This is a genomic window from Calditrichota bacterium (genome assembly GCA_014359355.1).
Classification (GTDB): Bacteria; Zhuqueibacterota; Zhuqueibacteria; order JANLFK01; family Oleimicrobiaceae; genus Oleimicrobium.
Window position 1 is genome coordinate 1 of sequence record JACIZP010000111.1, and the last position, 20,905, is coordinate 20,905.

Here is a 20,905-nt window from a genome sequence, read left to right on the forward strand (position 1 = left end):
GCGCTGCGGGCGTTCCTTGGCCGTGTCTGGTACCACGATGGGGCCGCGCTGTGCCGGCTCCTCCAGTCTTTGCACGAGAATCTTGTCGCCTATGGGTTGGATCTTCATCAGGCTTCCTCCACTTGGGGCTTCTGCCGCCCCGCCACAGCAGGCCAGTTCACTTCAACGATGGCGGAACAGAGGTTCCAGCTGGCGCACGCTGCAGGGGTGCCCACCGTTCTGATACTCGCAGTCGCCCCAGTAGAAGCAGCGCACCGAGCAAATGGTCTCGGATGCCTCCAGGGCCTGCTGCGGGTACTCCTGTGCGCTCTCTTTGGCCTCCTTGCGAATGCGCCGGCCGATGCGTCTGCCTTCCCACCCCTGCTTGCCCAGGATCTTAAGGGAGATAATCTTGGCAAAGCTGCGCGACGCCTTGGAGCGCGGATTGTTGAGGATGAACGGCCGCAGGCGCTTCGAGGACTCGCGGACGCTCTCGTCGTATTCGATGTAGCCCAAATAGTCCACGTCAATGGAGAGAAGCTCAGCTGCCGCAGTCTTGATGGCCAGCCCGTCGCGCACCTCGTCGTGCTCATAGACCATGTTCAGCAGCAGCCGCGGACGGAAACCCTCTAACACCGACTCGAACTTGGCGCCAGCCGCCGCATCTAATTGCTGCACCTGCCTGAGAAGCTCCTCCATCGGCGTGCGCATAAGCCCAGCCTCAGTGAGCTGGTGCTGCTCCAAAAGTTTGAGCACCTCCGCATCGTTGCGGAAGGTCAAGTGAAGCTTGCGCAGGAGACACACCTTGATGAAGTTGAAGCACTCCTGCACCGCCATGGGGTCCGGTATGGTGACGACGATGCCCTCGTCACTCGCCAAGAAAAAGTCGATGACGTTGTAACTGGAGCCAGCGCCGAGGTCCAACAGGATGAAATCGGCGTTGATGCCGCGCAGTTGGTTGATGAACTTCAGTTTCTGCCAGTAGCGGGGGTTAGCCAGGCCGAGGGTGCCACAGGCGCCGCTTATCATCTGCAGGTTTTCGACAGGCGTGTCAAGAATGATGTCTTCCAACCTTTCCCGGCGCAGCGTGTAAAAGTCATAAAAGGTGTACTGCGGCTCGATGATCCCCATGCAGGTATGGAGGTTTGCCCCACCCAAGTCGGCGTCCACCATCACCACGCGGTAGTCAAGGGCCGCCAGGCCCACGCCCAGGGACGCTGTCACTACCGTCTTGCCCACGCCGCCTTTGCCACTGCCCACGGCGATTACCCGTCGCTGGCGTGCAGCTGGCTCTGCCTCCGGGAAGATCTCACGGAGCTCCTCCAGCTTGGCAGCTTCCACCCATTCCTCAAGCTCAGGATGCCACACCAGGTCACTGGCGGTGAATTTGCCGGTTTTGGCCATCTCGCGCAATTCGTGCTTGCTGAACGGCCCATACTGGCTGTCAGTGGTCTTGACGAAGATATTCGCCACCAGTGAACCCAAGGAGCGACGTTTGCTCTGCATCGGCAGCGTGTTCATTTCACCCTACGCGACCTTTCCATGTCGACCGGCAGCTCCATCGGCTCCACTCAACATGTGGACGAATTCGATTCCAGTACACCCATTAGCGGGACAGCCAAAGGTAGCAAAAAGCGCGTTCATTTGCAATTAGAAAGTTCGTCAAGGCAGGGGAGCCTCCACCAGCAGTCGCACCTCGTTGTCTGAAGTGTCGCGGTGCACAATCTGCACTGCGGGCACGGCTGCCTCTACGGAGCCGAAATCGGGCGTGCGGTAGTCCTGCTTCCACTTCAAAAGCAAGGCGACCCAGCGGTAAGCATCGGTCAGAGCAGCGCGCTCGGCCGCCTGCAGGGCCACCGGCCGGCTCGCCGCCCCGCTGGGAATCAGCCCACGTCCCGCCACCCAGAGCCGCCTCTCCACCGTATCCACCGCGGCTGCCACCAAATCACGGCGCAGCTCCGGGTCAGCAGGGTTAGCGCGCACCCGCTCCTGCAACTCGCCAATCTGCCGGAAAAGGGCGGCGTAGTCGCCCTTGAAGGTAGCAGTCTCCTGAGGCGCCACCTGGCCACGCTCTTCGCTCTTGCGGCTGCAGCCCCACGGCATTGCCCACAGCAAACAAAGCACACAAAGAAGCAGCAAGACCTTCCCCCTGCGGACTGCGCCTGCACTACTCATGTTCCCATCTCCCAAGAGGCCAGATACTGGCGCTGCTCTTCGGTGAGCTCGTCGATGGTGATGCCCATGGTCTGCAGCTTCAGCCGGGCGATCCAGTCCTCGATTTCCGGCGGCACGCGGTGCACCTTCACCTCCAGGCTACCGGCTTTCTGCACGACCCACTCGGCGGCCAGTGCCTGCGTGGCAAAGCTCATGTCCATGACCGAGGCGGGATGCCCTTCCGCTGCGGCCAAGTTCACCAGGCGTCCCTCTGCGACCAAATTGATGCGCCGACCGTCTGCCAGCACGTACTGATCCACAAACCGGCGCACCCCTTTGCGACACTCCACGGCCATCGCCTCCAGGCCAGGGATGTCGATTTCCACGTTGAAGTGCCCGGAGTTGGCCACGATGGCGCCGTCCTTCATCACGGCAAAGTGCTCGGGACGGATGACGTTGATGTCGCCGGTGACCGTGCAGAAGAGGTCGCCGATCTTGGCGGCCTCTGCCATGGGCATGACGCGGAACCCATCCATGGCCGCCTCCAAGGCGCGAATGGGGTCCACCTCGGTGATAATGACGTTGGCACCCATTCCCTTGCAGCGTGCCGAGAACCCCTTGCCGCACCAGCCATAGCCGGCCACGACCACCGTCTTTCCGGCGAGCAAAACGTCGGTTGCCCTGATCAGGCCATCCACCGTGGACTGTCCGGTGCCGTAACGGTTGTCGAACAGGTTCTTGGTCATGGCATCATTGACGGCGATGACCGGGAACTTGAGTGCACCGTCGCGCTCCATGGCCCGCAGACGGATCACCCCTGTGGTGGTCTCTTCCATGCTCCCCATGACCTGTGGCCACAGGTCCGGGTAATCGAAATGGATGGTGGAAACCAAATCGGCCCCATCATCCATGGTGATGACCGGCTGGTGCGCAATGGCCGCGCGGATGTGGCGGTAGTAGGTCTCGTTGTCTTCGCCTTTGATGGCAAAGGTCGGGATGCCGTAGCTGCTCACCAGGGCAGCCGCTACATCGTCCTGGGTGGACAGAGGATTGGAGGCACACAGCACCACTTCCGCGCCGCCTGCCTGGAGAGTGCGCATGAGATTCGCTGTCTCGGCAGTGACATGGAGACATGCCGAAAGCCGCTTACCTTGCAGCGGCTTCTCCTTGGCAAACCGTTCGCGGATCAGCCGCAGCACCGGCATGTCGTTGTCCGCCCAGGCGATGCGCCGAACGCCCTCGTCCGCCAGACTCAAGTCTTTGACGTCGTATTCCACCTTTTTCCTCCGTCCGTTCCTCACGCGTCCTTGGCCAGGTCCTTGGCCTTGTCGGTGCGCTCCCAGGTGAACTCCTTCTCAGTGCGTCCAAAGTGCCCGTACGCTGCTGTGGCTTTGTAGATCGGCCGGCGCAGGTCCAACATCTCGATAATGCCGCCAGGAGTCAGGTCAAAGTGCTTGCGCACCAGCTCCACGATGCGGGAGTCAGGGACCTTGCCTGTGCCGAAGGTGTCGACGCTAATCGAAACCGGCTCCGCCACGCCGATGGCGTAGGCCACCTGCAGCTCGCACTTGTCCGCCAGACCTGCGGCGACGATGTTCTTGGCCACGTAACGCGCGGCGTAGGAAGCAGAGCGGTCGACCTTGGTGGGGTCCTTCCCAGAAAAGCAGCCGCCCCCGTGACGCGCATACCCGCCATAGGTGTCCACGATGATCTTCCTGCCGGTGAGGCCGGTGTCGCCCTGCGGGCCGCCGATCACGAAGCGACCGGTCGGGTTCACATAGTATCTGATGGCATCCGGTTGAATCAGCGATGGCGGGATAGTTGCCAAAATGACGTGCTCGATGATGTCATCGCGAATCTGCTCGTAGGAGACATCCGGCTCGTGTTGCGCGGAGATGACCACTGCCTCCACCCGTGCCGGCTTGCCGTTGGCATAACGCACCGTGACTTGCGACTTGCCGTCCGGGCGGAGGTAGGGGAGTTTGCCGGTCTTGCGCACCTCCGCCAGCCTGCGCGTCAGCTTATGGGCGAGCATGATGGGCAGGGGCATGAGCTCCGGCGTCTCGTTGATGGCAAAGCCGAACATCATCCCCTGGTCGCCGGCTCCGGCGCGATCCACGCCCAGCGCAATGTCCGGCGACTGCTGGTCAATGGTGGTAATGACGGCGCAGGTGGCGTGGTCAAAGCCGTAGCGTGCGTCGGTGTAGCCAATCTTGCGGATCGTCTCGCGCACCAGCGTGGGGATGTCCACGTAGCAGTCCGTGGTAATCTCCCCTCCCACCAAGGCAAGGCCGGTGGTGACGTAGGTCTCGCAGGCAACTCGACCAAGAGGATCCTGTTCGAAAACCGCGTCCAGAACCGCGTCGGAAATCTGATCGGCGATCTTGTCTGGATGGCCCTCGGTCACCGATTCCGAGGTAAAGAGTCCATCGACCATGGGGTGTCTCTCCCTTTGCAGGTGAAATGTTGTGCGGCGTGTGCCTCTCTGGTTGGTCAGCTTTCACCGCATGAATTACCAGCATCCCCCTCAGATGCAGACAGCAAGGTTATACCTTGCGCAGATGCTCCTTGAGCAGATCTATGTTCTTGACCGGGGTGGGGTCTACGCCGTGGTACAGCGCCAGGTAGTAGCTCACCCAGTCCCCAAGGTGAATGAGCGAGAGCATGCGCGCCAAGCGTGAGCTGCCCTTGGCAAAAAGCTCAACCGGTGCATTGGAGTGGCGGGCGATGAACTCCTTGATGAACGCCATGCGCACCTGCACCCGCGGATGGTCCTCGGTGTCACGCAATAGCACGACCTGCACCATCCGCTGCACCGGCTCCAATAACCCCCAGCCGACAATCTCGTTGTGGTTCATTTCCGGCAGGGTGCTGCTGTAGGCGAGCACCTTGCTGTTTTCGGAAAGCTGTCCCCGCCAGCGCATGCCGACAACCTCAAAGCCGTTCGCCGTGTAAACCACGGGTAACTTGCCCCTGAGCTGCCCAGCAACGTTGAGCGCCACGTTGCCCTTTTCAGGCTCACGGTATTCGGCAGAAAGAGAAGCCAACAGCGCCGTCGCCTCTTGGATGGCTTGTTTCTGTGGAGGAACCAGTCCGAGTCCTTCGAGCACCGCCAACGGGGGCATACTCAAATAGGCGAGAGCCGTGCGGGGCGGATAGCCCTTGGGAATGGTCACCTGCGGCACGCCGTCTGCCTGGGCGCGGCGGGCGAGCTCACCACCGGAGGTGACGCACAAGAGCTTTGCTCCACGTTCCTTAGCCTCGTGGTAAGCCGACAGCGTCTCCTCGGTGTTCCCGGAGTAGCTGGAGGCAATCACCAGGGAGTCGCGGCCGACAAAGGCCGGATTGCGATAGTCACGGTTGACGAGGATGGGAACCTTGATCACATCGGACAGGTAGCAACGGAGAAGGTCGCCACCGATGGCTGAGCCACCCATTCCCAAGAACACCACCACCTGCACGCGAGAATAATCGGCTGGCACTGCAACGCTCTGCCCCAGTCGATATCCCTCGGCAAGCTGCTTATGGAAAGCGCCGATGATGTCCCGCATGCCTGCGCTGTCCAGCGCGAAATCCAGTCCGCTCCGTCTCTTCTCGTCCTTCACGACGCCTCCAGCAAGTCCGGCAACTTGTTCTGCATCACCCCCCGGAGGTACGCCTTTATCTCGGCAGCCGAGCGCAAGCGCAACACCTCCTCTGCCACCTTCCGCGCCTCTTCGTAGGAGATGGCGCGGACGATCTCCTTGACGCGGGGCAGGTCTACGGGGCTGACGCTGAGCTCGTCCAGGTCCAGGCCCACCAGGAGCATTGTCGCCAGCGGGTCACTGGCCATTTCGCCGCACATGCCCACCCAGATGCCGCGTTCGTGACCTGCCTCCACGACATGTTTGATCAGGCGCAGCACCGCAGGATGATAGGCCTCGAACAGATGCGCCACACGCTGATTGCCCCGATCTACCGCCAGGGTGTACTGAATGAGGTCGTTGGTGCCGATGCTCAGGAAATCCACTTCTGCTGCCAGCTGGTCGGCGGTGAGCGCTGCGGAGGGCACCTCGATCATGATGCCCAGCTCGAGGTCACGGTCATAATCAAGGCCCTGTTCATCGAGTTCCTTCTTCACCTCGGCGATCACCCGCTTTGCCTGCAGCAGCTCATCCAGGGAGGAGATCATCGGCAGCAGCAGGCGCGCCTGCCCATGCGCACTGGCGCGCAGGATGGCCCGCAATTGCGTCTTGAAAAGCTCGCCATGCTCCAGGCAGATGCGAATGGCGCGCCGTCCAAGAAACGGGTTTGCCTCCGGTTGACCGTTCCCTTCCTCCGGGATCTTGTCGCCGCCCAGGTCAAAGGTACGAATGACCACAGGATTTGGCGCCACCCCCTCCACCACCATGCGGTAGGCACGGTACTGCTCCTCCTCAGTGGGCAGCCCCTTGCCGGAGAGGAAAAGGTACTCGGTGCGGAAAAGGCCCACCCCCTGCGCGCCATGTGCCACCACGGAGTCGATTTCCTCGGGGAACTCGATGTTGGCAGCAAGCTCGACGTCTTTGCCATCCAAGGTGCGCGCCGGCAGCTCCCGCAGCCTTTCCAGGCGCTGCTGCAGTTGCGCAAACTCCGCCTGCCGACGCCGATACTCCTCAATCACGGCCGGTGATGGGTGAATGACCACCGTGCCGCGAAGACCGTCCAGGATCATCATGTCACCGGTTTGCACCAGCGCCGAGATCCTGCGCAGGCCAACCACTGAGGGCAGTTCCAGGGAGCGCGCTAAAATTGCCGCATGGGAAGTGCGCCCGCCCAGGTCGGTGGCGAATCCCAGCACTTTCGCCTTGTCCAAAGAAACGGTGTCAGACGGCGAAAGGTCACTGGCCACAACAATCGCCGGCTCGGCAAGCGGCGCCAGGTGGTCGGGTCGCTGCCCCTGGATGTGGCGGATGACCCGGCGCTTCACGTCGCGCACGTCTGCGGCGCGGGCGCGCAGATAATCGTCGCCGCCGGACGCCAACGAGGTTTGCATCGCCCGCATCACTTCGTAGAAAATCAGGTCGGCGTTCTTGCGCTCGCTGCGAATACGGCGGATAGTCTCGTCGATGACTACCTCGTCCTCTAACATCAACTGGTGAGCCTCAAAGACCTTGGCGCTCTCCTCGCCCAAGTCTCTGCCCACCTCGTGGCGGATGCGCTCCAGCTCTTGTCGCGCCTGCTCCACCGCCCGCTTGAAGCGCTCAATCTCGGCAGGCACCTCCTCCTCGGACAGATCGCGCGGAAAGATGTGCACCACGTCTCCCCCCAGGACAAAAGCCTTGCCGATGGCAATGCCTGGTGAGGCGGCGATGCCCTGGAGCGTCTGCTCCTGTTTTGACTGCTCCACTTCTTCCACGCCCGGCACCCCTCCCGTGAGAACCTACTGTTCATCGAAGGTACGCACTGTTATCAGTTCCTCCAGTGCGGCCATCGCTTCTTGCTCGTCAACTCCATCGACCCGGACCGTGATGGTGCTGCCCATCTCCGCCGCCAGGGTCATTACGCCCATGATGCTCTTGCCGTTGACCTCACGGCCGTCCTCGTTCTTGGACACATAGACCTGCGACTTGAACTTGCCTGCGGTTTTGACAAACAGCGCCGCCGGCCGCGCGTGCAGCCCCAACTGGTTTTTTATTGTGAACTGCTTGACAATCATGGGCAGTTGTGCCAAACGTCGCTCGCTGCGCAGGCCATGGCTCAGTCCATGGCCGCACCCACAAGTACCCCGGCCACCAGGAGGGCGAGTACCACTGCCGGCACGGAGAACCTACCGCTGCGCAGGGCCAAACAGGAAAGCAGTGCTGAGCCCGCACCCACTGCTAGGGACGAGGCGCCTGGCCCCAGCCATTTCCCACTGCTCGCCAACAGAAGGCCGAGAATCCCCGCTCCTGCAGTCGCCAAGCGATCGCCATACGGCTGAAACCTGCGCACCGAGATCCTCCTGACAACGTCAAACCCCTCGCGAAAGCCTTGAAACAAAGCATGAGCGCGGAACCATAGGTGCGGCACATTGTAGGCCAGCAAAAAGGCTATCACCCCCCACCAGCCGAGGTGCATCGCCAGAATGACCCCGATCATGGCGGCCATGGGCTTGGCCCGGGACCAGAACAGCGTGTCGCCGATGGCGCCCAAGGGGCCGCACAGCCGCTCCTTGAAGAGCCTTATGGGCCGATCCTCTGTCCAATTCTGCGCCACGGCCTGCTGTTCCAGTTTGGCCACTGCGCCCAGCACCCACGAAGCGGTAAAGGGATGGGTGTTGAAGAACTGCAGGTGGCGCTGAAGGAAGGCCCGGCGCTGCTCCTCCGTGCGAGCAACCCTCCTGGCAATGGGGAGCATCGCAAAGCAGAAACCCAGGGCGAGCATGCGCTCGAAATTCCACGAGCCCTGGATGAAAAAGGAGCGCCACCACACACGCCAGAGATCGCCTCTTCGCACCAGCTCGCGCATGGCTACTGCCTTGCACTTTCACGCCAAACAAAGAAAGAGCAAACCCACTCCCAAACCCGCAGCCGCTGCCCACAGGTTCCTCCGCGAGAGGAGCAGCATGGACACGGCGCCAACCCCCGCACCGATCAGAATCGCCCGCGTGAAACCAAACGCACCCTCCCAGGAGAGGGGCACCATGGCCACTACCCTGGAAAGCAGCCACACGCCCATAACGGTTCCGACTGCGGTGAGGACCGCACCCGCCACAAAGGACAGCACCACAGCAGCCACGTGGCAGGCCGCCACACCAGCCGCATCGCCGCGTGCTGCCGCCGCATCGGCACGGTGCAGAAGCGCGACGTTCGCGCGCCGGCAGCCGGTAACCACCGAGCCACCAACAAAGGCTACCACCACGCCCCAGGCGATGGCAGCACAGAGTAACACCTCGGGACGATTGATCGCCCGGCTAAGCCAAATGGCAACGCTTGCGCTCACCAAGGCTCCCACGTTCCCCTCGTTGATGCGCACCCCGCCCACCGGCACTTCGGCCAGCCACGGGAGCTCAAGCAGGATGCCCACGGTCAGCCCCAGCTGCAGGTCGTGAAGCACAAGCCCAGCCAGCGTACATGCCACTAAGGGATGCGAAATCAACACCTGGAAAGCAGCAGTGGTATCGCTGGCGACCACGCCTCCGATGAGGCAAATCAACAGCACTTCTTGCGAAGGAGGTGCCATTGCCCGCAGACACCGTCTTGAATTATATGCAATTCCTGCCTAAGAATCAACCGCAAAACCGCGAGGTCGCGGTCACGGGGCGCAGCCCCTCATGCCACCCGCGCCACCAACTGCTCGCTCAGCTCCACGAGGGCGTCCACTGCTTGGCAGGGCCGCAAGACCGAAAGCGCGTCGCGCGCCGCCTGCAGCTCATCCCGGACCACTGCCTCCGCTTGCGCAATGACGCCCAGCGCGCGGAACAGCTCTTCCACCTGGTCCAACTCCTCGGTGGTCAGGGAGCGCCCAAAGTGACCCATGAGCCAGTCCCGCTGTTCGTGAGACATAAGCGGTTGGGCAGCCACCACCAGAAAGGTCTTCTTCCCCTGCGTCAGGTCGCTCCCCCGCGGCTTTCCGGACACTGCCGCCGGCGAAAGAAGGTCGAGCAGATCATCCTGCACCTGAAAGGCAATGCCCAAATGAGTGCCGTACGCGCGCAGCGCCGCCACCTCTGCTGCGCTCCCGCCGCCGACCAGACCGCCCAGTTCGCATGAGGTGGCCAGCAGACAGGCGGTCTTTTTGCGCACCATGAGCAGATAGTCGGCCATGCTCACCGGCGGGCGTGACTCAAACTCCTTGTCGAGAGCCTGGCCTTCGCACACCTCGATGATCCCCTGCGTGAACACCCTCGCCATCTCTGTCAAGCGCGGCGAGGGCTGGCTCAACAGCGCGCGATAGGAGAGGGCCACCAGACCGTCGCCAGCCAAAATGGCGGTGCCCACATCCCATTTGACATGCACGGTGGGCCGACCGCGCCGCGTGTCATCGTGGTCCATGATGTCATCATGAACCAGCGTGAAAGTGTGGAGAAGTTCCACCGCTGCAGCCGCCGGCACGGCCGCTGCGGCCTCGCCGCCTACGGCCTCTGCAGAAAGAAAAACCAACAGCGGACGAATCCTCTTCCCGCCGCTGTCGATCAGATAGCGCATTGGCTCGTAGAGAAGCCGCGGTTCCTGCGCCGCACAGAGCTCCGCCAACGGCGTTGCCAACAAGGCGCGCAGCTCACGCGCCTTTTCCTCAAGAACTCCCACCCTCAGCGGCCCTCCATGAATCGGCCTTTCAGGAAGTAGCGCACCTCGCGCAGCCGCTCAACCTCGGCGCACCCGGTTAGGAACATGGCCAGGCGGAGCTCTTCGCGCCATTGGGCGATGAGTTCCTCGACGGTCGGCCCCTCCTGCGCGAACAGAGCCTTCAGGAAAGGTGCGGCAGCCCCCGCCATCTCCGCGCCAAGCACAAGGGCCTTGGCCACATCCAAGCCGTCGCGCACTCCGCCGGATGCAAGCACATGCAGGCCTGGGATGGAACGGAGCTCCTGCAAACACAAAGCGGTGGGAATGCCCCAGTCCCAGAATTTCTCCGCAAGACGTGGATCTGCGCCGCGGTAATACTCCACGGCAGCCCATGAGGTGCCGCCCGCCCCGCTCACGTCGATGTAGCGGACGCCGATGTCTGCCAATCGCTGAGCCACTTCCTTGGAGATGCCTGCGCCGGTCTCTTTCACAATGACCGGCACCGGCAGTTCCTCCACAAGCTGCTGCAAAGCGGCCAACACGCCGCCGAAATCGGTGTCTCCCTCTGGTTGCAGCGCCTCGTGCAATGGGTTGAGGTGGACCGCCAACGCATCCACCTCCACCATGCGCAGGATGCGCTCAACGGCGCCAAGTCCTCCCCTCTGCGCCACCTGCGCCGCCCCGATGTTGCCGACCAACGGAATATCCGGCGCCAGCTCCCGCACCGCACTGAAGCTGCGGAGGTGCTGCTGATTCTCCAAGAGCTGCCGCTGGCTGCCCAAGCCAAGAGCCACGCGCTGACTCTGACAGGCCTGCGCCAAACGCGTGTTCACTTCTTCTGCCTGGGCAAAGCCGCCGGTCATGCCGGTTATCATCAGCGGCATGGAGAGGGCCCTGCCGAGAAAAGTCGTGCCAGTGTCAACCCTGTCTAAGGCCACCTCCGGCAGGGCACAGTGCACGAGCTGCATCTGCTCAAAGCCCGTGGTGAGCCTCCGGAAGCTCACGTCCTGCGACAGGCAGATCTCCAAGTGGTCCGCTTTGCGCGCCGCAACACGGTCACCGCCATTTGTGTGGCTCTTCTCGTCGCCTGACCCTGTCAAGTCCCTCTGCTCCATCTTATAGCCCCGTCGGGTATGGGTCAAAGGTAAGCAAAATCCGATTCCCTGTCAAGGGAAAGTTCCCTGTCTGCGGCTCTTGGACACGCAGAATTTACTTGCGCCTGTCAGCTTTTTTTCTTAACATATGCAGGCCCGTGGCGGCCAAGCACAAGGAGGAAGCGACGATGGAGGAGTGCCGACCGATTCACCAATGAAAGGACGCTGATTGTCCGACGCCCTCTACAAGGCTCTGCGCCTGCTGCGCTGCTTCTTTCGTTATGAGGTGGCAGGCCTGTCTAACTTGCCCACTACTGGGCCTGCGCTCCTGGTGGCCAACCATGTGGGCAGCACCGGTCCCATCATGCTCTTCTTCTCTCTCCCTGTGCGTTTCCACCCTTGGGTGATTGCCGACCTCACGGATCGCCGCCGGTCGCCGAGCTATCTCCTGCAGCAGTTCGTGCAGCCGACCCTGCATCTGGAGGGCTACTTGGGGCGCCTGCTTGCCAAGCTCATCAGCACCATCACCGTGCCGCTTCTGCGCAACCTGGGGTGCGTGGCTGTGGAGACGCACAGCACCTGGACAGGGGCAGCATTCCGACGTAGCCTTTCGCTCCTTTTCCACGGCAGGAACATCCTCATCTTTCCCGAGGACCCGGCTCTGCCCATGGATCCCGCCACGATGATGTACCCATTCAAATTCGGCTTTGTCCACCTCTGCCAAATGTATCGGGACCGCACGGGCCTGTCCCTGCCGGTGGTTCCCATTGCCGTTCACCCTTTCCGGCGCCACATCTCCATCGGCCTGCCCCAGTACTACGAGGGCAATGGCTACGCCGAAACCGAGGTGGCCCCGTTCGCTACGCGTCTTCACGAGCTCGTCCGGGAGCTCTACCTCAGTGTCCCTACTGCGCCCTTCTACACGCCGAGCAAATGACCCCGAAGGTTCTTAACAAAGCGAAGGAGTAGCTGGCCATGCGCAGGCGAGTGATCGCAGTGCTGAGCAGTCTTCTCATCGTGGTCTCGGTGGGCAGCGGACAGGCTCCGCCGGAATTCGACCAATTCTTCGTCGACAAGGCTTTGCGTGTGGAGCTCTGTCAGGTGGGCGATGCGCACGAAGAGTTCATCACTCTCCACCGGCTGTGCGAGGAGCCAACCTGGCCGGAGACCAGAACCCAGCTCCTCGATCCCTTCAACAACGGTCGCTACACGGTGAAGCTTTACGACGTGGCCAGCAATCGGCTCATCTACTCGCGCGGCTTCGACTGCATGTTCGGCGAATACAAGACCACCACCCCTGCCTTACAGCACAGCAAGCGGGTCTTTCAACGGGCGCTGCGCGTGCCTTATCCCAAGTACCCCGCTTTTCTGGTCATCGAGGCGCGGGACAAAAAGAACATCCCCCATGTCCTGTTCACGACCTCCATTGACCCCAATGACTACCACATCATCCGTGAAAGCCCCGCGGGCGACGCGGAAGTCTACGAGGCCCACGTGGTCGCCCCTCCCCAGGGCGCAGCGGACTTTGTATTTGTTGCCGAGGGGTACACGGCGGCCGAGGGCGATAAATTCAAGAAGGACGTGGACCGCTTTGTCGGCTACCTCTTGGCCACACCGCCCTATGCCGAACACAGCGACCGAATCAATGTGCGCGGCCTGTTCAAGCCTTCACCAGAGTCGGGGATGGATGAGCCCCGGCAAGCATCCTTCAAGCGAACTGCCTTCAACGCCTCCTTCAACGCCTTCGACCTGGACCGCTACATGCTCACCGAGGAGAACTGGCTGCTGCGCGCCACCGCCAGCCAAGTGCCCTACGACGCCATTGTCGTGCTCGTCAACAGCGGGCGCTACGGTGGGGGCGGCATCTACAACGACTATTGCATCACCACGGTGGACAACGCCGCCAGCAAGCGCGTCTTTTTGCACGAGCTGGGCCATTCCTTTGCCGGCCTTGCTGACGAATACTACGCCTCCGAGGTGGCTTACAACGAATTCTACCCGCCAGGCGTCGAACCGCTGGAGCCGAACATCACCGCTTTCCTCAATCCAGACCTCCTCAAGTGGAAGGATCTGGTTTCGCCTGGCCTGACGCTCCCCACGGACTGGGGCAAAGAGCGCCTGGACAGCTTGCACGCGGAGAGGCAGAAGGCGAACCGCGCCATGGCGCAGGAGCTGGAGCACGCCAGCAAATCAGGGGCAAGCCAGGCACAGCTGGACAAGATCCGCGCAAAGTACCGCAAGACCACCAATCGCCTGGACTCGCAGATAGAAGAGGTGCGCAAGCAATACGCCCACCTCCGGGACAAAGTCGGCGTTTTTGAAGGCGCAGGCTACGCCTCCAAAGGCCTCTATCGGCCAATGGTCTACTGCCTGATGATTTCCAGTCCAGACGACCAGTTCTGCAAGGTCTGCCAGCGGGCCATTGCCCGCATGATTCGCTACTACGCCGGGGAGTGACCGGACGGTCCAGTATTGCCGAAGAGTTCGAACCTGACGGTCAGAGAAAGGAGGGAAGACGGCAATGCTTGTGAACAGGCGCGGCTTCATGAGCTCCATGGGAGCAGGGACCTTGGCAACACTGCTCATGCCGGCTCTGGGCGAGAGCTTTTCGGCGCCACGGGCACGCGTTCCTTGGCGCGCACCGCGAGGTAAGGGCCTCCGTCCACCGCTCCTCACACCCCTGCCCGCGTCGGCCGTTCGCCCTCTGGGTTGGTTGCGCGCCCAGCTGCGCATCCAAGCCGATGGCCTGACCGGCCATCTGGACGAATTCTGGCCTGACGTGGCCCACAGCAAGTGGTTCGGTGGCGACGCCGAGGGCTGGGAACGGGCCCCGTACTGGCTGGACGGCCTCATCCCTCTGGCGTGGCTTCTGGACGACGCGGCTCTCAAGGAGAAAGCGACCACCCGCATCGAGCAGATCCTTGCCGGCCAACGCGAGGACGGCTGGTACGGCCCCTATGTGCCCCCGGAGCAAGGCGCCAGCAAACAGTACGACATCTGGGCCTTCTTCCTCATGAACAAGGTGCTCGTCCAGTACCACGAGCTCACTGGTGACGGCCGTGCCCTGCAGGCAGTGCTCCGTTGCCTCAAAGCCATGGACAAGCACCTACGCCGCTACCCCCTGTTCAATTGGGGCAAGTTCCGCTGGTTCGAAAACCTCATCGCTATCTACTACGCCTATCGGCACACGGGCGAGGCGTGGCTTCTTGACCTTGCCCGCCTCCACCACGAGCAGGGGTTCGACTACCCGAGCTTCTACCGCCAGGAGGACGTGACCGTGCCCACGCCGCGCCGCGGCCTGTGGAAATGGACCAAGCACGTGGTAAACACCGCCATGGCCGTCAAGTCAGGGGCACTCTGGTGGCAACTGAGCGGCGAGCCTGCGGACAGGCGCTTCCCTGCGGAAATGATCGCCCTGCTGGACCGCTACCATGGGCAGGTGAACGGCATGTTCAGCGGGGACGAATGCCTGGCCGGCAAGAACCCCTTGCAAGGCACCGAGCTGTGCGCCGTGGTGGAGATGATGTATTCGTTGGAGCACCTGCTTTCCATCTTTGGGGAGCCGGCGTTCGCCGACCGCCTAGAAAGAATCGCCTTCAACGCGCTGCCGGCCACCTTTTCGCCGGACATGTGGGCCCACCAGTACGACCAGCAGGTCAACCAGGTGCAATGCACCATCAACGAGGAGCATCTTTGGACCACCAACGGGCCAGAGTCGAACATCTACGGCCTGGAGCCCAACTTTGGCTGCTGCACGGCGAACATGCATCAAGGGTGGCCCAAGTTCGCCGCCCACCTGTGGATGCGCACGCCCGACCAAGGACTGGCCGCGGTGGCCTACGCGCCGAGCGCAGTGAGCGTACAGATCAAAGGCACGCCGGTGAGGGTGACCTTGGAGACCGACTATCCCTTCCGGCAGCAACTCTCCTTCATCGTCGAGAGCCAAGAGCCGGTACGCTTCCCCCTCTGGTTGCGCATCCCAGCGTGGGCCGACGGGGCAAAGGTGGATGCGCCCAAGCGAGCCTCATCGCCCCTGCCGCCGGGGAGCTTTGTCAAGATCGAACGGGAATGGCGAGGGACCACACGCCTGACCCTGGAACTCCCCATGCGGCCGCGCGTGGAGCGGCGCTACAACGACGCCGTCGCCATCGTGCGCGGGCCACTGGTGTACTCCCTGCTGATTGGCGAGGAGTGGCGGCAGGTGAACCAAGACAAGCCCCATCGCCAGCCGCCGCATGCCGACTGGGAGGTCCGCCCCACCACGCCGTGGAACTATGCCTTGCGCGTAGATGCCGCCAGCCCGGACCGGTCCCTTTCCTTCGAAGAACGGCCCGTGGGCTCGCCGCCCTTTTCGCCACAAGGAGCAGGCGTGGTGGCGAAGGCGAAAGGGAGCCTGCTTCCCAATTGGAAGCTGCAGCATGGCTGGGCAGGTGAAACCCCGCCGAGCCCGGTGCACTCCGACCAGCCGCTGCAGGAAGTGACGTTGATCCCCTACGGTTGCACCAACATCCGCATCACGGAGTTTCCGCAGCTGGCGGAGTAGACGGGAAGCAGCAAGGGACCCGCACGTCCACGGCAGAGCGCGAGCGCATAGAAAGCTGGGGGGCGAAACGATGAGGGGAACGTGGGTTTCTTTTGCTGTCAGCGCCTACCAGCTCGCATCGGTGGGCGGTATTTCGCGCCCCACTGGGCGCCAGCGATGCTGGTGGCCTGCAGCGTCACTGCCAGCCGTGCTCCAACCCAGCTTCGTACATCGCCACGATGTTCTCGGGCGGCGTGATGGGCTGGATGTTGTGACACGGCGCCAAGATGTAGCCGCCACCTTCACCTAAGATCCGCAGGTTGTCCATCACCTCCTGGCGCACCTCTTCCACCGTGCCAAACGGCAGCGTGTGCTGGTTGTCAACACCGCCGTGCAGCACTACCTTCTGGCCAAAGTCGCGCTTCAGTCCCTCGCGCTCCATGCCCGGGGTGCGCCACTGCAACGGGTTGAGGATGTCGATCCCCGCCTCGATCATGTCGGGTATGATGCGCCGAATGGCCCCGTCATTGTGGTGAAAAACGAACGCCCCCGCCTGGTGGACAAGGTCGATCATCCTTTTCATTCTGGGGAGGAAAAACTCGCGGATGACCTCTGGGGAGAAGAGCAGGTCGTTTTGGCCGCCCATGTCCTCGGCCACGTAGGTGTAGGTCACCTGGCCGGGCACCTGCTCATAGATGCGCAGCGCCTCCTGGTAGGAGAGCTCCAGCAGATGGTCCAAGCAGTAGTGCACCATCTCGGGGTTTTCCACCAGGTCAATAAAGGCCTGCACGTCACCGCGCAGGTACTTGTACGTCAAGAAGGGCTCGTAGAGGCCGCCAGCCAATGGCCAGCGGGTGTTCTCCTCGGCCTGCTTCTTGACGTCGGCATAGTCCCACCAGTCGGCACGCGGCCAGGTGTAGTTGCGCTCGATCTCGCTCACGGAGCGAAACTCCGCCAGTGGATGGTAGATGCATTCGCTGTAGGTGCCACTGCCATAATCCACTTGGCGGAAGCGGCAGCCGAATACGTCCGTGTCTGGCGGCAAGGAGGGACCGACGTAGCGGGGAGTGAGGCGCACGGGGGCATCGATGTGCAAGCGCGCAAAGAGCTCCTCTTTGCTGGAGCACCTCAGATGGCGCATCAGCTGTTCCGTCGTCTCCGGCGTGGCCCAATAGTCCATGGGCACGCGGTCCGGCTTCTCCCGCCTGAGCACGGCCAGCCACCTCTCGCGCGGTGTCATGGTCTCTTTACGCACGTTCGCCTCTGCTGCAAGTCCGGCAGGGTTCCAGGCAAAACGGCCGTCGGTGTTCTCCGACGGCCGTGCCCACAGCTCTCTGGGTTTTGCCTCGCCCGCCGCTACTCCTCCATGATCTCGGCTTCCTTCTTCTCGAGGAGCTGATCGATCTCCTTGATGATCTCGTCGGTCAACTCCTGCACCTTCTCTTGGTAGCGGTGCGAGTCGTCTTCGGAGATCTCGTGGTTCTTCTCGGCCAGTTTGAGCTTGTCGTTGGCGTCGCGGCGCACGTTGCGGACGGCAATGCGCCCCTCTTCGGCGATCTTTTTGCAGACCTTGACCAGCTCCTTGCGCCGCTCCTCGGTGAGTTCCGGGATGGGCAAGCGAATGAGGTGGCCGTCGTTGATGGGATTCAGCCCCAAGTCGGCCTTCAGAATGGCCTTCTCGATGGCGCCGATGACCGTGCGGTCCCAGGGCTGGATGGTGATCAGGCGCGGCTCAGGCACGCCGATGTTGGCCACCTGCTTGATGGGCACCTGCGCCCCATAGTACTCCACGCGCACAGCATCCAGCAAAGCGGCTGAGGCCTTGCCCGTGCGGATCTTGGCCAGCTCGGCAGTGATGTTTTCTACGCTGGCGCGCATCCGCCGCTTGGCGTCCTGGAGGATCGTTTCCGGTTTGTTGTCAGCCATTGCTCTCACCACTCACTTTCGTTCCAACCTTTTCACCCAATACCACGCGCAAGAGGTTACCAGGCTTGTTGAGGTTGAAGACGATAATGGGCAGTTTGTTGTCCATGCACAAGGTGACCGCCGTGGCATCCATCACCTTGAGCCCCCTGCGCACCACATCCATGTAGCTGATGGCATCGAACATGGTGGCGTCCTGGTGCTTCATCGGGTCGGCGTCATAGACGCCATCCACCTTCGTGGCCTTGAGAATCACTTCGGCGTCGATCTCCACGGCGCGAAGAGCGGCAGTGGTGTCGGTGGTGAAGAAGGGGCTCCCCGTGCCGGCTGCGAAGATGACCACACGCCCCTTTTCCAAGTGCCGGATGGCGCGACGCCGGATGAACGGCTCGGCCACTGCCTCCATCTTGATGGCCGTGAGCACACGGGTGGGCACCCCTTTGCGCTCCAGGTAGTCTTGCAGAGCCAGGGCATTGATCACCGTGGCCAACATGCCCATGTAGTCGGCGGTCACGCGGTCCATGCCGCGTGCGCTGGCGGACAGGCCGCGGAAGATGTTGCCACCGCCGACCACGACGCCCACCTGCACGCCATGCTCTCGCACCACGCGGATTTCGTCTGCCACGGTGCTGACCACCGCAGGATCGATGCCCAAGCCCTGCTGGCCCATGAGGGCCTCGCCGCTCAGCTTCACCAGGATGCGCTTGTACACGGGTTGTTGCACGAATCTGCCTCGGTGCGCTTTACGCTACGAAAAAGCCGCTGGCATCAGCTCAACCAGCGGCACCGAACGTTCCTATTCGCCAAGCTGGAAGCGGACAAACCGCCTGACCACAATGTTCTCGCCCAACTTGGCAATGTATTCGGTGATGAGGTCATTGACCGACTTGTTCGGATCTTTGATAAAACTCTGCTCCAACAGACAGACTTCCTGGTAGAATTTCTCCAGCTTCCCCTGGGCGATGCGTTCCACCACCTGTTCCGGCTTGCCTTCGTTGCGCGCCTGCGTGCGGTAGATCTCCAGCTCCTTCTCGATGACCTCTGCCGGCAGCTCCTCGCGGCGTACCACTCTGGGGTTCGCTGCCGCCACCTGCATGGCCAAGTCCCGTGCCAGGGTCTTAAACTGGTCGGTCTTGGCGACAAAGTCGGTCTCGCAATTCAGCTCCAGCATTACCCCCAAACGGCTACCGGGGTGGATGTAGGACTCGATGACTCCTTCGCGTGCTTCGCGGCCCGCCTTTTTCTGGGCGGTGGCGATGCCCTTCTTGCGCAGTACTTCTATCGCCTTGTCCACATCCCCTTGCGTTTCTTCGAGAGCTTTCTTGCAATCCATAAAGCCGGCGCCAGTCTTTTCGCGCAAAGCCTTTACCTGCGCAGCCGGTACGTCCATATCTTCGCTCCTTCCCTATCCTATTCCTTGCTCAGGTCTTCCCATTCCGGGGCATCTGGGGCAACGTCTTCTTCAGGGACTGGCGGCTCGCCCACCTGCTCTTCCTCCTCTGGCGCGGGCGGCACCAGCGCCGTCCCTTCTTGCGCCTCGATAATGGCATCGGCAATGGCGCGTGTAATCAGGCTGATGGACTTGAACGCGTCGTCGTTGGCCGGGATCGGAAAATCGATGGGATCCGGGTCAGCATTGGTGTCGACGATGGCGATCACCGGGATATTCAGGCGGTTTGCCTCCGCCACCGCAATGGCTTCCTTCTTGGTGTCCACCACGTAGAGCGCACCTGGCAGCCTGGTCATGTCGGCGATGCCGCCAATGGCCTTGAGGAGCTTCTCGCGCTCCCTTTCGCGGGCGAGGATCTCTTTCTTGGAGAGGCGGTCGTAGGTGCCGTCGGTGGCCATCTTCTCCAAGGCTTTGAGGCGCTTGGCGCTCTTCTTGATGGTGACAAAGTTGGTGAGCGTGCCACCCAGCCAGCGTTCGGTCACGAAGAACTGCCCGCAGCGCTCAGCCTCGGCGCGGACGATGTCCTTGGCCTGCTTCTTGGTGCCCACGAAGAGGATCTTTTCGCCGCCGCGCACGATGCGCGCCACCTCCTCGCACGCGCGCCGCAGGCAGGCCTCGGTCTTTTTCAGGTCGATGATGTGGATGCCGCTGCGTTCCATAAAGATGAACTTTTTCATCTTCGGGTTCCAGCGGCGGGTGAGGTGGCCAAAATGACAGCCGGCCACCAGGAGGTCTTGGAGAGTCACCTGTGCCATGCACTTCACCTCATGTTGGGGTTCAACCTCCACCTCTCCTCTGGCCCCTAAGAACCGCCCAGGGCGGCACCCCTCAGGGCATAGAGAGGTGTGCGTAATGCCATCGATAGATGGTTATCGCTTGGAGAACTGGAAGCGCTTGCGCGCGCCTGGCTGCCCGTACTTCTTGCGCTCCACCATGCGCGGGTCGCGCGTCAGGAAGCCCTGGCTGCGCAAGGTAGGCCGCAACGTCTCGTCGGCCTTGACCAGCGCGCGGGAAATCCCCAGGCGCACCGCCCCGGCCTGGCCGGAAAGTCCCCCGCCATCCACGCGGGCGATGATGTCGAACTTGCCCAAGGTGTTGGTAATCTGCAGGGGCTGCTCGATGATCATCTTCAGCGTCTCGCGCTTGAAGTAATCCAGGAGCGGCCTGCCGTTGACGATCATCTGCCCCTTACCGGGCATCAGACGCACGCGCGCCACCGCATCTTTGCGTCTGCCAACTGCCAAATAGTGTACCGTCTTGGTTACCATATCCCTTCAGCTCGAATGCGTACACGCCGCTCAGTTCAGCGGCAGCGGTTCCGGTTGCTGGGCCTGATGCGGATGCTCCGGCCCAGGGTAGATTTTCAGCTTCTTGAGCAGCTTCCTGCCCAGACTGTTGTGCGGCAACATCCCCCACACCGCATGGCGCAACACCCGCTCCGGCTTCTCGTGGATAAGCTTGCGATACTCTTCAACCCGCAGCCCGCCTGGATAGCCGGTGTAGCGGTAGTAGCGCTTCTGCTCGGTCTTCTTGCCTGTCACCTTGACCTGTGCGG

22 protein-coding genes are annotated in these 20,905 nt (G+C 62.1%); 3 read left to right on the forward strand and 19 right to left on the reverse strand.

Features of this window, described 5'->3' with window-relative positions; translation table 11 throughout:
• The 12 genes from H5U38_04575 to H5U38_04630 form a co-directional block, all read right to left on the reverse strand.
• On the reverse strand, window positions 1-108 hold a 108-nt coding region (locus H5U38_04575; GenBank protein ID MBC7186296.1), incomplete at its 3' end, for a co-chaperone GroES.
• A 54-nt stretch (window positions 109-162) separates the two neighbouring features.
• Window positions 163-1,485 (reverse strand): P-loop NTPase, encoded by a 1,323-nt coding sequence (locus H5U38_04580; GenBank protein MBC7186297.1) that lies wholly within the window; start codon window positions 1,483-1,485, stop codon window positions 163-165.
• 156 nt (window positions 1,486-1,641) lie between these two features.
• Complete coding sequence (locus H5U38_04585) at window positions 1,642-2,154, reverse strand: hypothetical protein (GenBank protein MBC7186298.1); 513 nt, start codon at window positions 2,152-2,154, stop codon at window positions 1,642-1,644.
• Complete coding sequence (locus H5U38_04590; GenBank protein MBC7186299.1) at window positions 2,151-3,410, reverse strand: adenosylhomocysteinase; 1,260 nt, start codon at window positions 3,408-3,410, stop codon at window positions 2,151-2,153. Before H5U38_04590 ends, H5U38_04585 begins: the two co-directional genes overlap by 4 nt.
• A gap of 20 nt (window positions 3,411-3,430) precedes the next feature.
• On the reverse strand, window positions 3,431-4,570 hold the full coding sequence (locus H5U38_04595) for a methionine adenosyltransferase (GenBank protein MBC7186300.1): 1,140 nt from the start codon (window positions 4,568-4,570) through the stop codon (window positions 3,431-3,433).
• Between the two features lie 109 nt (window positions 4,571-4,679).
• Window positions 4,680-5,738: a bifunctional phosphoglucose/phosphomannose isomerase gene (locus tag H5U38_04600; protein ID MBC7186301.1), complete on the reverse strand. Its 1,059-nt coding sequence runs from the start codon at window positions 5,736-5,738 to the stop codon at window positions 4,680-4,682.
• Window positions 5,735-7,510 (reverse strand): phosphoenolpyruvate--protein phosphotransferase, encoded by a 1,776-nt coding sequence (gene ptsP, locus H5U38_04605; protein MBC7186302.1) that lies wholly within the window; start codon window positions 7,508-7,510, stop codon window positions 5,735-5,737. Before ptsP ends, H5U38_04600 begins: the two co-directional genes overlap by 4 nt.
• A 24-nt stretch (window positions 7,511-7,534) precedes the next feature.
• On the reverse strand, window positions 7,535-7,810 hold the full coding sequence (locus H5U38_04610) for an HPr family phosphocarrier protein (protein MBC7186303.1): 276 nt from the start codon (window positions 7,808-7,810) through the stop codon (window positions 7,535-7,537).
• Window positions 7,811-7,851: 41 nt separating this feature from the next.
• Window positions 7,852-8,601 (reverse strand): PTS system mannose/fructose/sorbose family transporter subunit IID, encoded by a 750-nt coding sequence (locus tag H5U38_04615; protein ID MBC7186304.1) that lies wholly within the window; start codon window positions 8,599-8,601, stop codon window positions 7,852-7,854.
• Between the two features lie 18 nt (window positions 8,602-8,619).
• A complete protein-coding gene (locus tag H5U38_04620; GenBank protein MBC7186305.1) occupies window positions 8,620-9,315 on the reverse strand; it encodes a PTS sugar transporter subunit IIC in 696 nt (231 codons plus the stop codon).
• A gap of 89 nt (window positions 9,316-9,404) precedes the next feature.
• On the reverse strand, window positions 9,405-10,382 hold the full coding sequence (locus H5U38_04625; protein MBC7186306.1) for a polyprenyl synthetase family protein: 978 nt from the start codon (window positions 10,380-10,382) through the stop codon (window positions 9,405-9,407).
• Window positions 10,383-10,384: 2 nt separating this feature from the next.
• On the reverse strand, window positions 10,385-11,476 hold the full coding sequence (locus H5U38_04630) for a type 2 isopentenyl-diphosphate Delta-isomerase (protein ID MBC7186307.1): 1,092 nt from the start codon (window positions 11,474-11,476) through the stop codon (window positions 10,385-10,387).
• 208 nt (window positions 11,477-11,684) lie between these two features.
• On the opposite strand from H5U38_04630, the gene H5U38_04635 reads away from it, so the two are divergent.
• The 3 genes from H5U38_04635 to H5U38_04645 all read left to right on the forward strand — a co-directional run bounded on the left by H5U38_04635 (window position 11,685) and on the right by H5U38_04645 (window position 15,998).
• Window positions 11,685-12,392: a 1-acyl-sn-glycerol-3-phosphate acyltransferase gene (locus H5U38_04635; GenBank protein MBC7186308.1), complete on the forward strand. Its 708-nt coding sequence runs from the start codon at window positions 11,685-11,687 to the stop codon at window positions 12,390-12,392.
• A gap of 38 nt (window positions 12,393-12,430) precedes the next feature.
• Window positions 12,431-13,912: a hypothetical protein gene (locus H5U38_04640; GenBank protein MBC7186309.1), complete on the forward strand. Its 1,482-nt coding sequence runs from the start codon at window positions 12,431-12,433 to the stop codon at window positions 13,910-13,912.
• Between the two features lie 127 nt (window positions 13,913-14,039).
• Window positions 14,040-15,998, forward strand: coding sequence for a glycoside hydrolase family 127 protein (locus H5U38_04645; protein MBC7186310.1), 1,959 nt, complete (start codon window positions 14,040-14,042; stop codon window positions 15,996-15,998).
• A gap of 175 nt (window positions 15,999-16,173) precedes the next feature.
• Here H5U38_04645 and H5U38_04650 read toward each other — a convergent pair whose 3' ends face one another.
• The 7 genes from H5U38_04650 to rplM all read right to left on the reverse strand — a co-directional run.
• Complete coding sequence (locus tag H5U38_04650; protein ID MBC7186311.1) at window positions 16,174-17,232, reverse strand: uroporphyrinogen-III decarboxylase-like protein; 1,059 nt, start codon at window positions 17,230-17,232, stop codon at window positions 16,174-16,176.
• A gap of 101 nt (window positions 17,233-17,333) precedes the next feature.
• Window positions 17,334-17,903, reverse strand: coding sequence for a ribosome recycling factor (frr, locus tag H5U38_04655; GenBank protein ID MBC7186312.1), 570 nt, complete (start codon window positions 17,901-17,903; stop codon window positions 17,334-17,336).
• A complete protein-coding gene (locus H5U38_04660; GenBank protein ID MBC7186313.1) occupies window positions 17,896-18,624 on the reverse strand; it encodes a UMP kinase in 729 nt (242 codons plus the stop codon). Before H5U38_04660 ends, frr begins: the two co-directional genes overlap by 8 nt.
• A 72-nt stretch (window positions 18,625-18,696) precedes the next feature.
• The gene (gene tsf / locus H5U38_04665; GenBank protein ID MBC7186314.1) at window positions 18,697-19,290 is read right to left on the reverse strand and encodes a translation elongation factor Ts; all 594 of its coding nucleotides are present in this window, start codon (window positions 19,288-19,290) and stop codon (window positions 18,697-18,699) included.
• 20 nt (window positions 19,291-19,310) lie between these two features.
• Window positions 19,311-20,105 carry a 30S ribosomal protein S2 gene (rpsB, locus tag H5U38_04670; protein MBC7186315.1) on the reverse strand — a complete coding sequence of 265 codons (795 nt, stop codon included), beginning with the start codon at window positions 20,103-20,105 and terminating at the stop codon, window positions 19,311-19,313.
• 114 nt (window positions 20,106-20,219) lie between these two features.
• A complete protein-coding gene (gene rpsI / locus H5U38_04675; GenBank protein MBC7186316.1) occupies window positions 20,220-20,618 on the reverse strand; it encodes a 30S ribosomal protein S9 in 399 nt (132 codons plus the stop codon).
• Between the two features lie 30 nt (window positions 20,619-20,648).
• Window positions 20,649-20,905, reverse strand: a 257-nt coding sequence (gene rplM, locus H5U38_04680) for a 50S ribosomal protein L13 (GenBank protein ID MBC7186317.1), incomplete at its 5' end; no start/stop codon positions are given.

What these genes read in the sequence shown, in the direction of transcription:
- H5U38_04580 (MBC7186297.1), bottom strand. Translation starts at nt 1,485, where the DNA reads ATGCAGAGCAAACGTCGCTCCTTGGGTTCACTGGTGGCGAATATCTTC.
- H5U38_04585 (MBC7186298.1), bottom strand. Translation starts at nt 2,154, where the DNA reads ATGAGTAGTGCAGGCGCAGTCCGCAGGGGGAAGGTCTTGCTGCTTCTT.
- H5U38_04595 (MBC7186300.1), bottom strand. Translation starts at nt 4,570, where the DNA reads ATGGTCGATGGACTCTTTACCTCGGAATCGGTGACCGAGGGCCATCCA.
- H5U38_04610 (MBC7186303.1), bottom strand. Translation starts at nt 7,810, where the DNA reads ATGATTGTCAAGCAGTTCACAATAAAAAACCAGTTGGGGCTGCACGCG.
- H5U38_04615 (MBC7186304.1), bottom strand. Translation starts at nt 8,601, where the DNA reads ATGCGCGAGCTGGTGCGAAGAGGCGATCTCTGGCGTGTGTGGTGGCGC.
- H5U38_04620 (MBC7186305.1), bottom strand. Translation starts at nt 9,315, where the DNA reads ATGGCACCTCCTTCGCAAGAAGTGCTGTTGATTTGCCTCATCGGAGGC.
- H5U38_04630 (MBC7186307.1), bottom strand. Translation starts at nt 11,476, where the DNA reads ATGGAGCAGAGGGACTTGACAGGGTCAGGCGACGAGAAGAGCCACACA.
- H5U38_04640 (MBC7186309.1), top strand. Translation starts at nt 12,431, where the DNA reads ATGCGCAGGCGAGTGATCGCAGTGCTGAGCAGTCTTCTCATCGTGGTC.
- H5U38_04645 (MBC7186310.1), top strand. Translation starts at nt 14,040, where the DNA reads ATGCCGGCTCTGGGCGAGAGCTTTTCGGCGCCACGGGCACGCGTTCCT.
- frr (MBC7186312.1), bottom strand. Translation starts at nt 17,903, where the DNA reads ATGGCTGACAACAAACCGGAAACGATCCTCCAGGACGCCAAGCGGCGG.
- tsf (MBC7186314.1), bottom strand. Translation starts at nt 19,290, where the DNA reads ATGGACGTACCGGCTGCGCAGGTAAAGGCTTTGCGCGAAAAGACTGGC.
- rpsB (MBC7186315.1), bottom strand. Translation starts at nt 20,105, where the DNA reads ATGGCACAGGTGACTCTCCAAGACCTCCTGGTGGCCGGCTGTCATTTT.
- rpsI (MBC7186316.1), bottom strand. Translation starts at nt 20,618, where the DNA reads ATGGTAACCAAGACGGTACACTATTTGGCAGTTGGCAGACGCAAAGAT.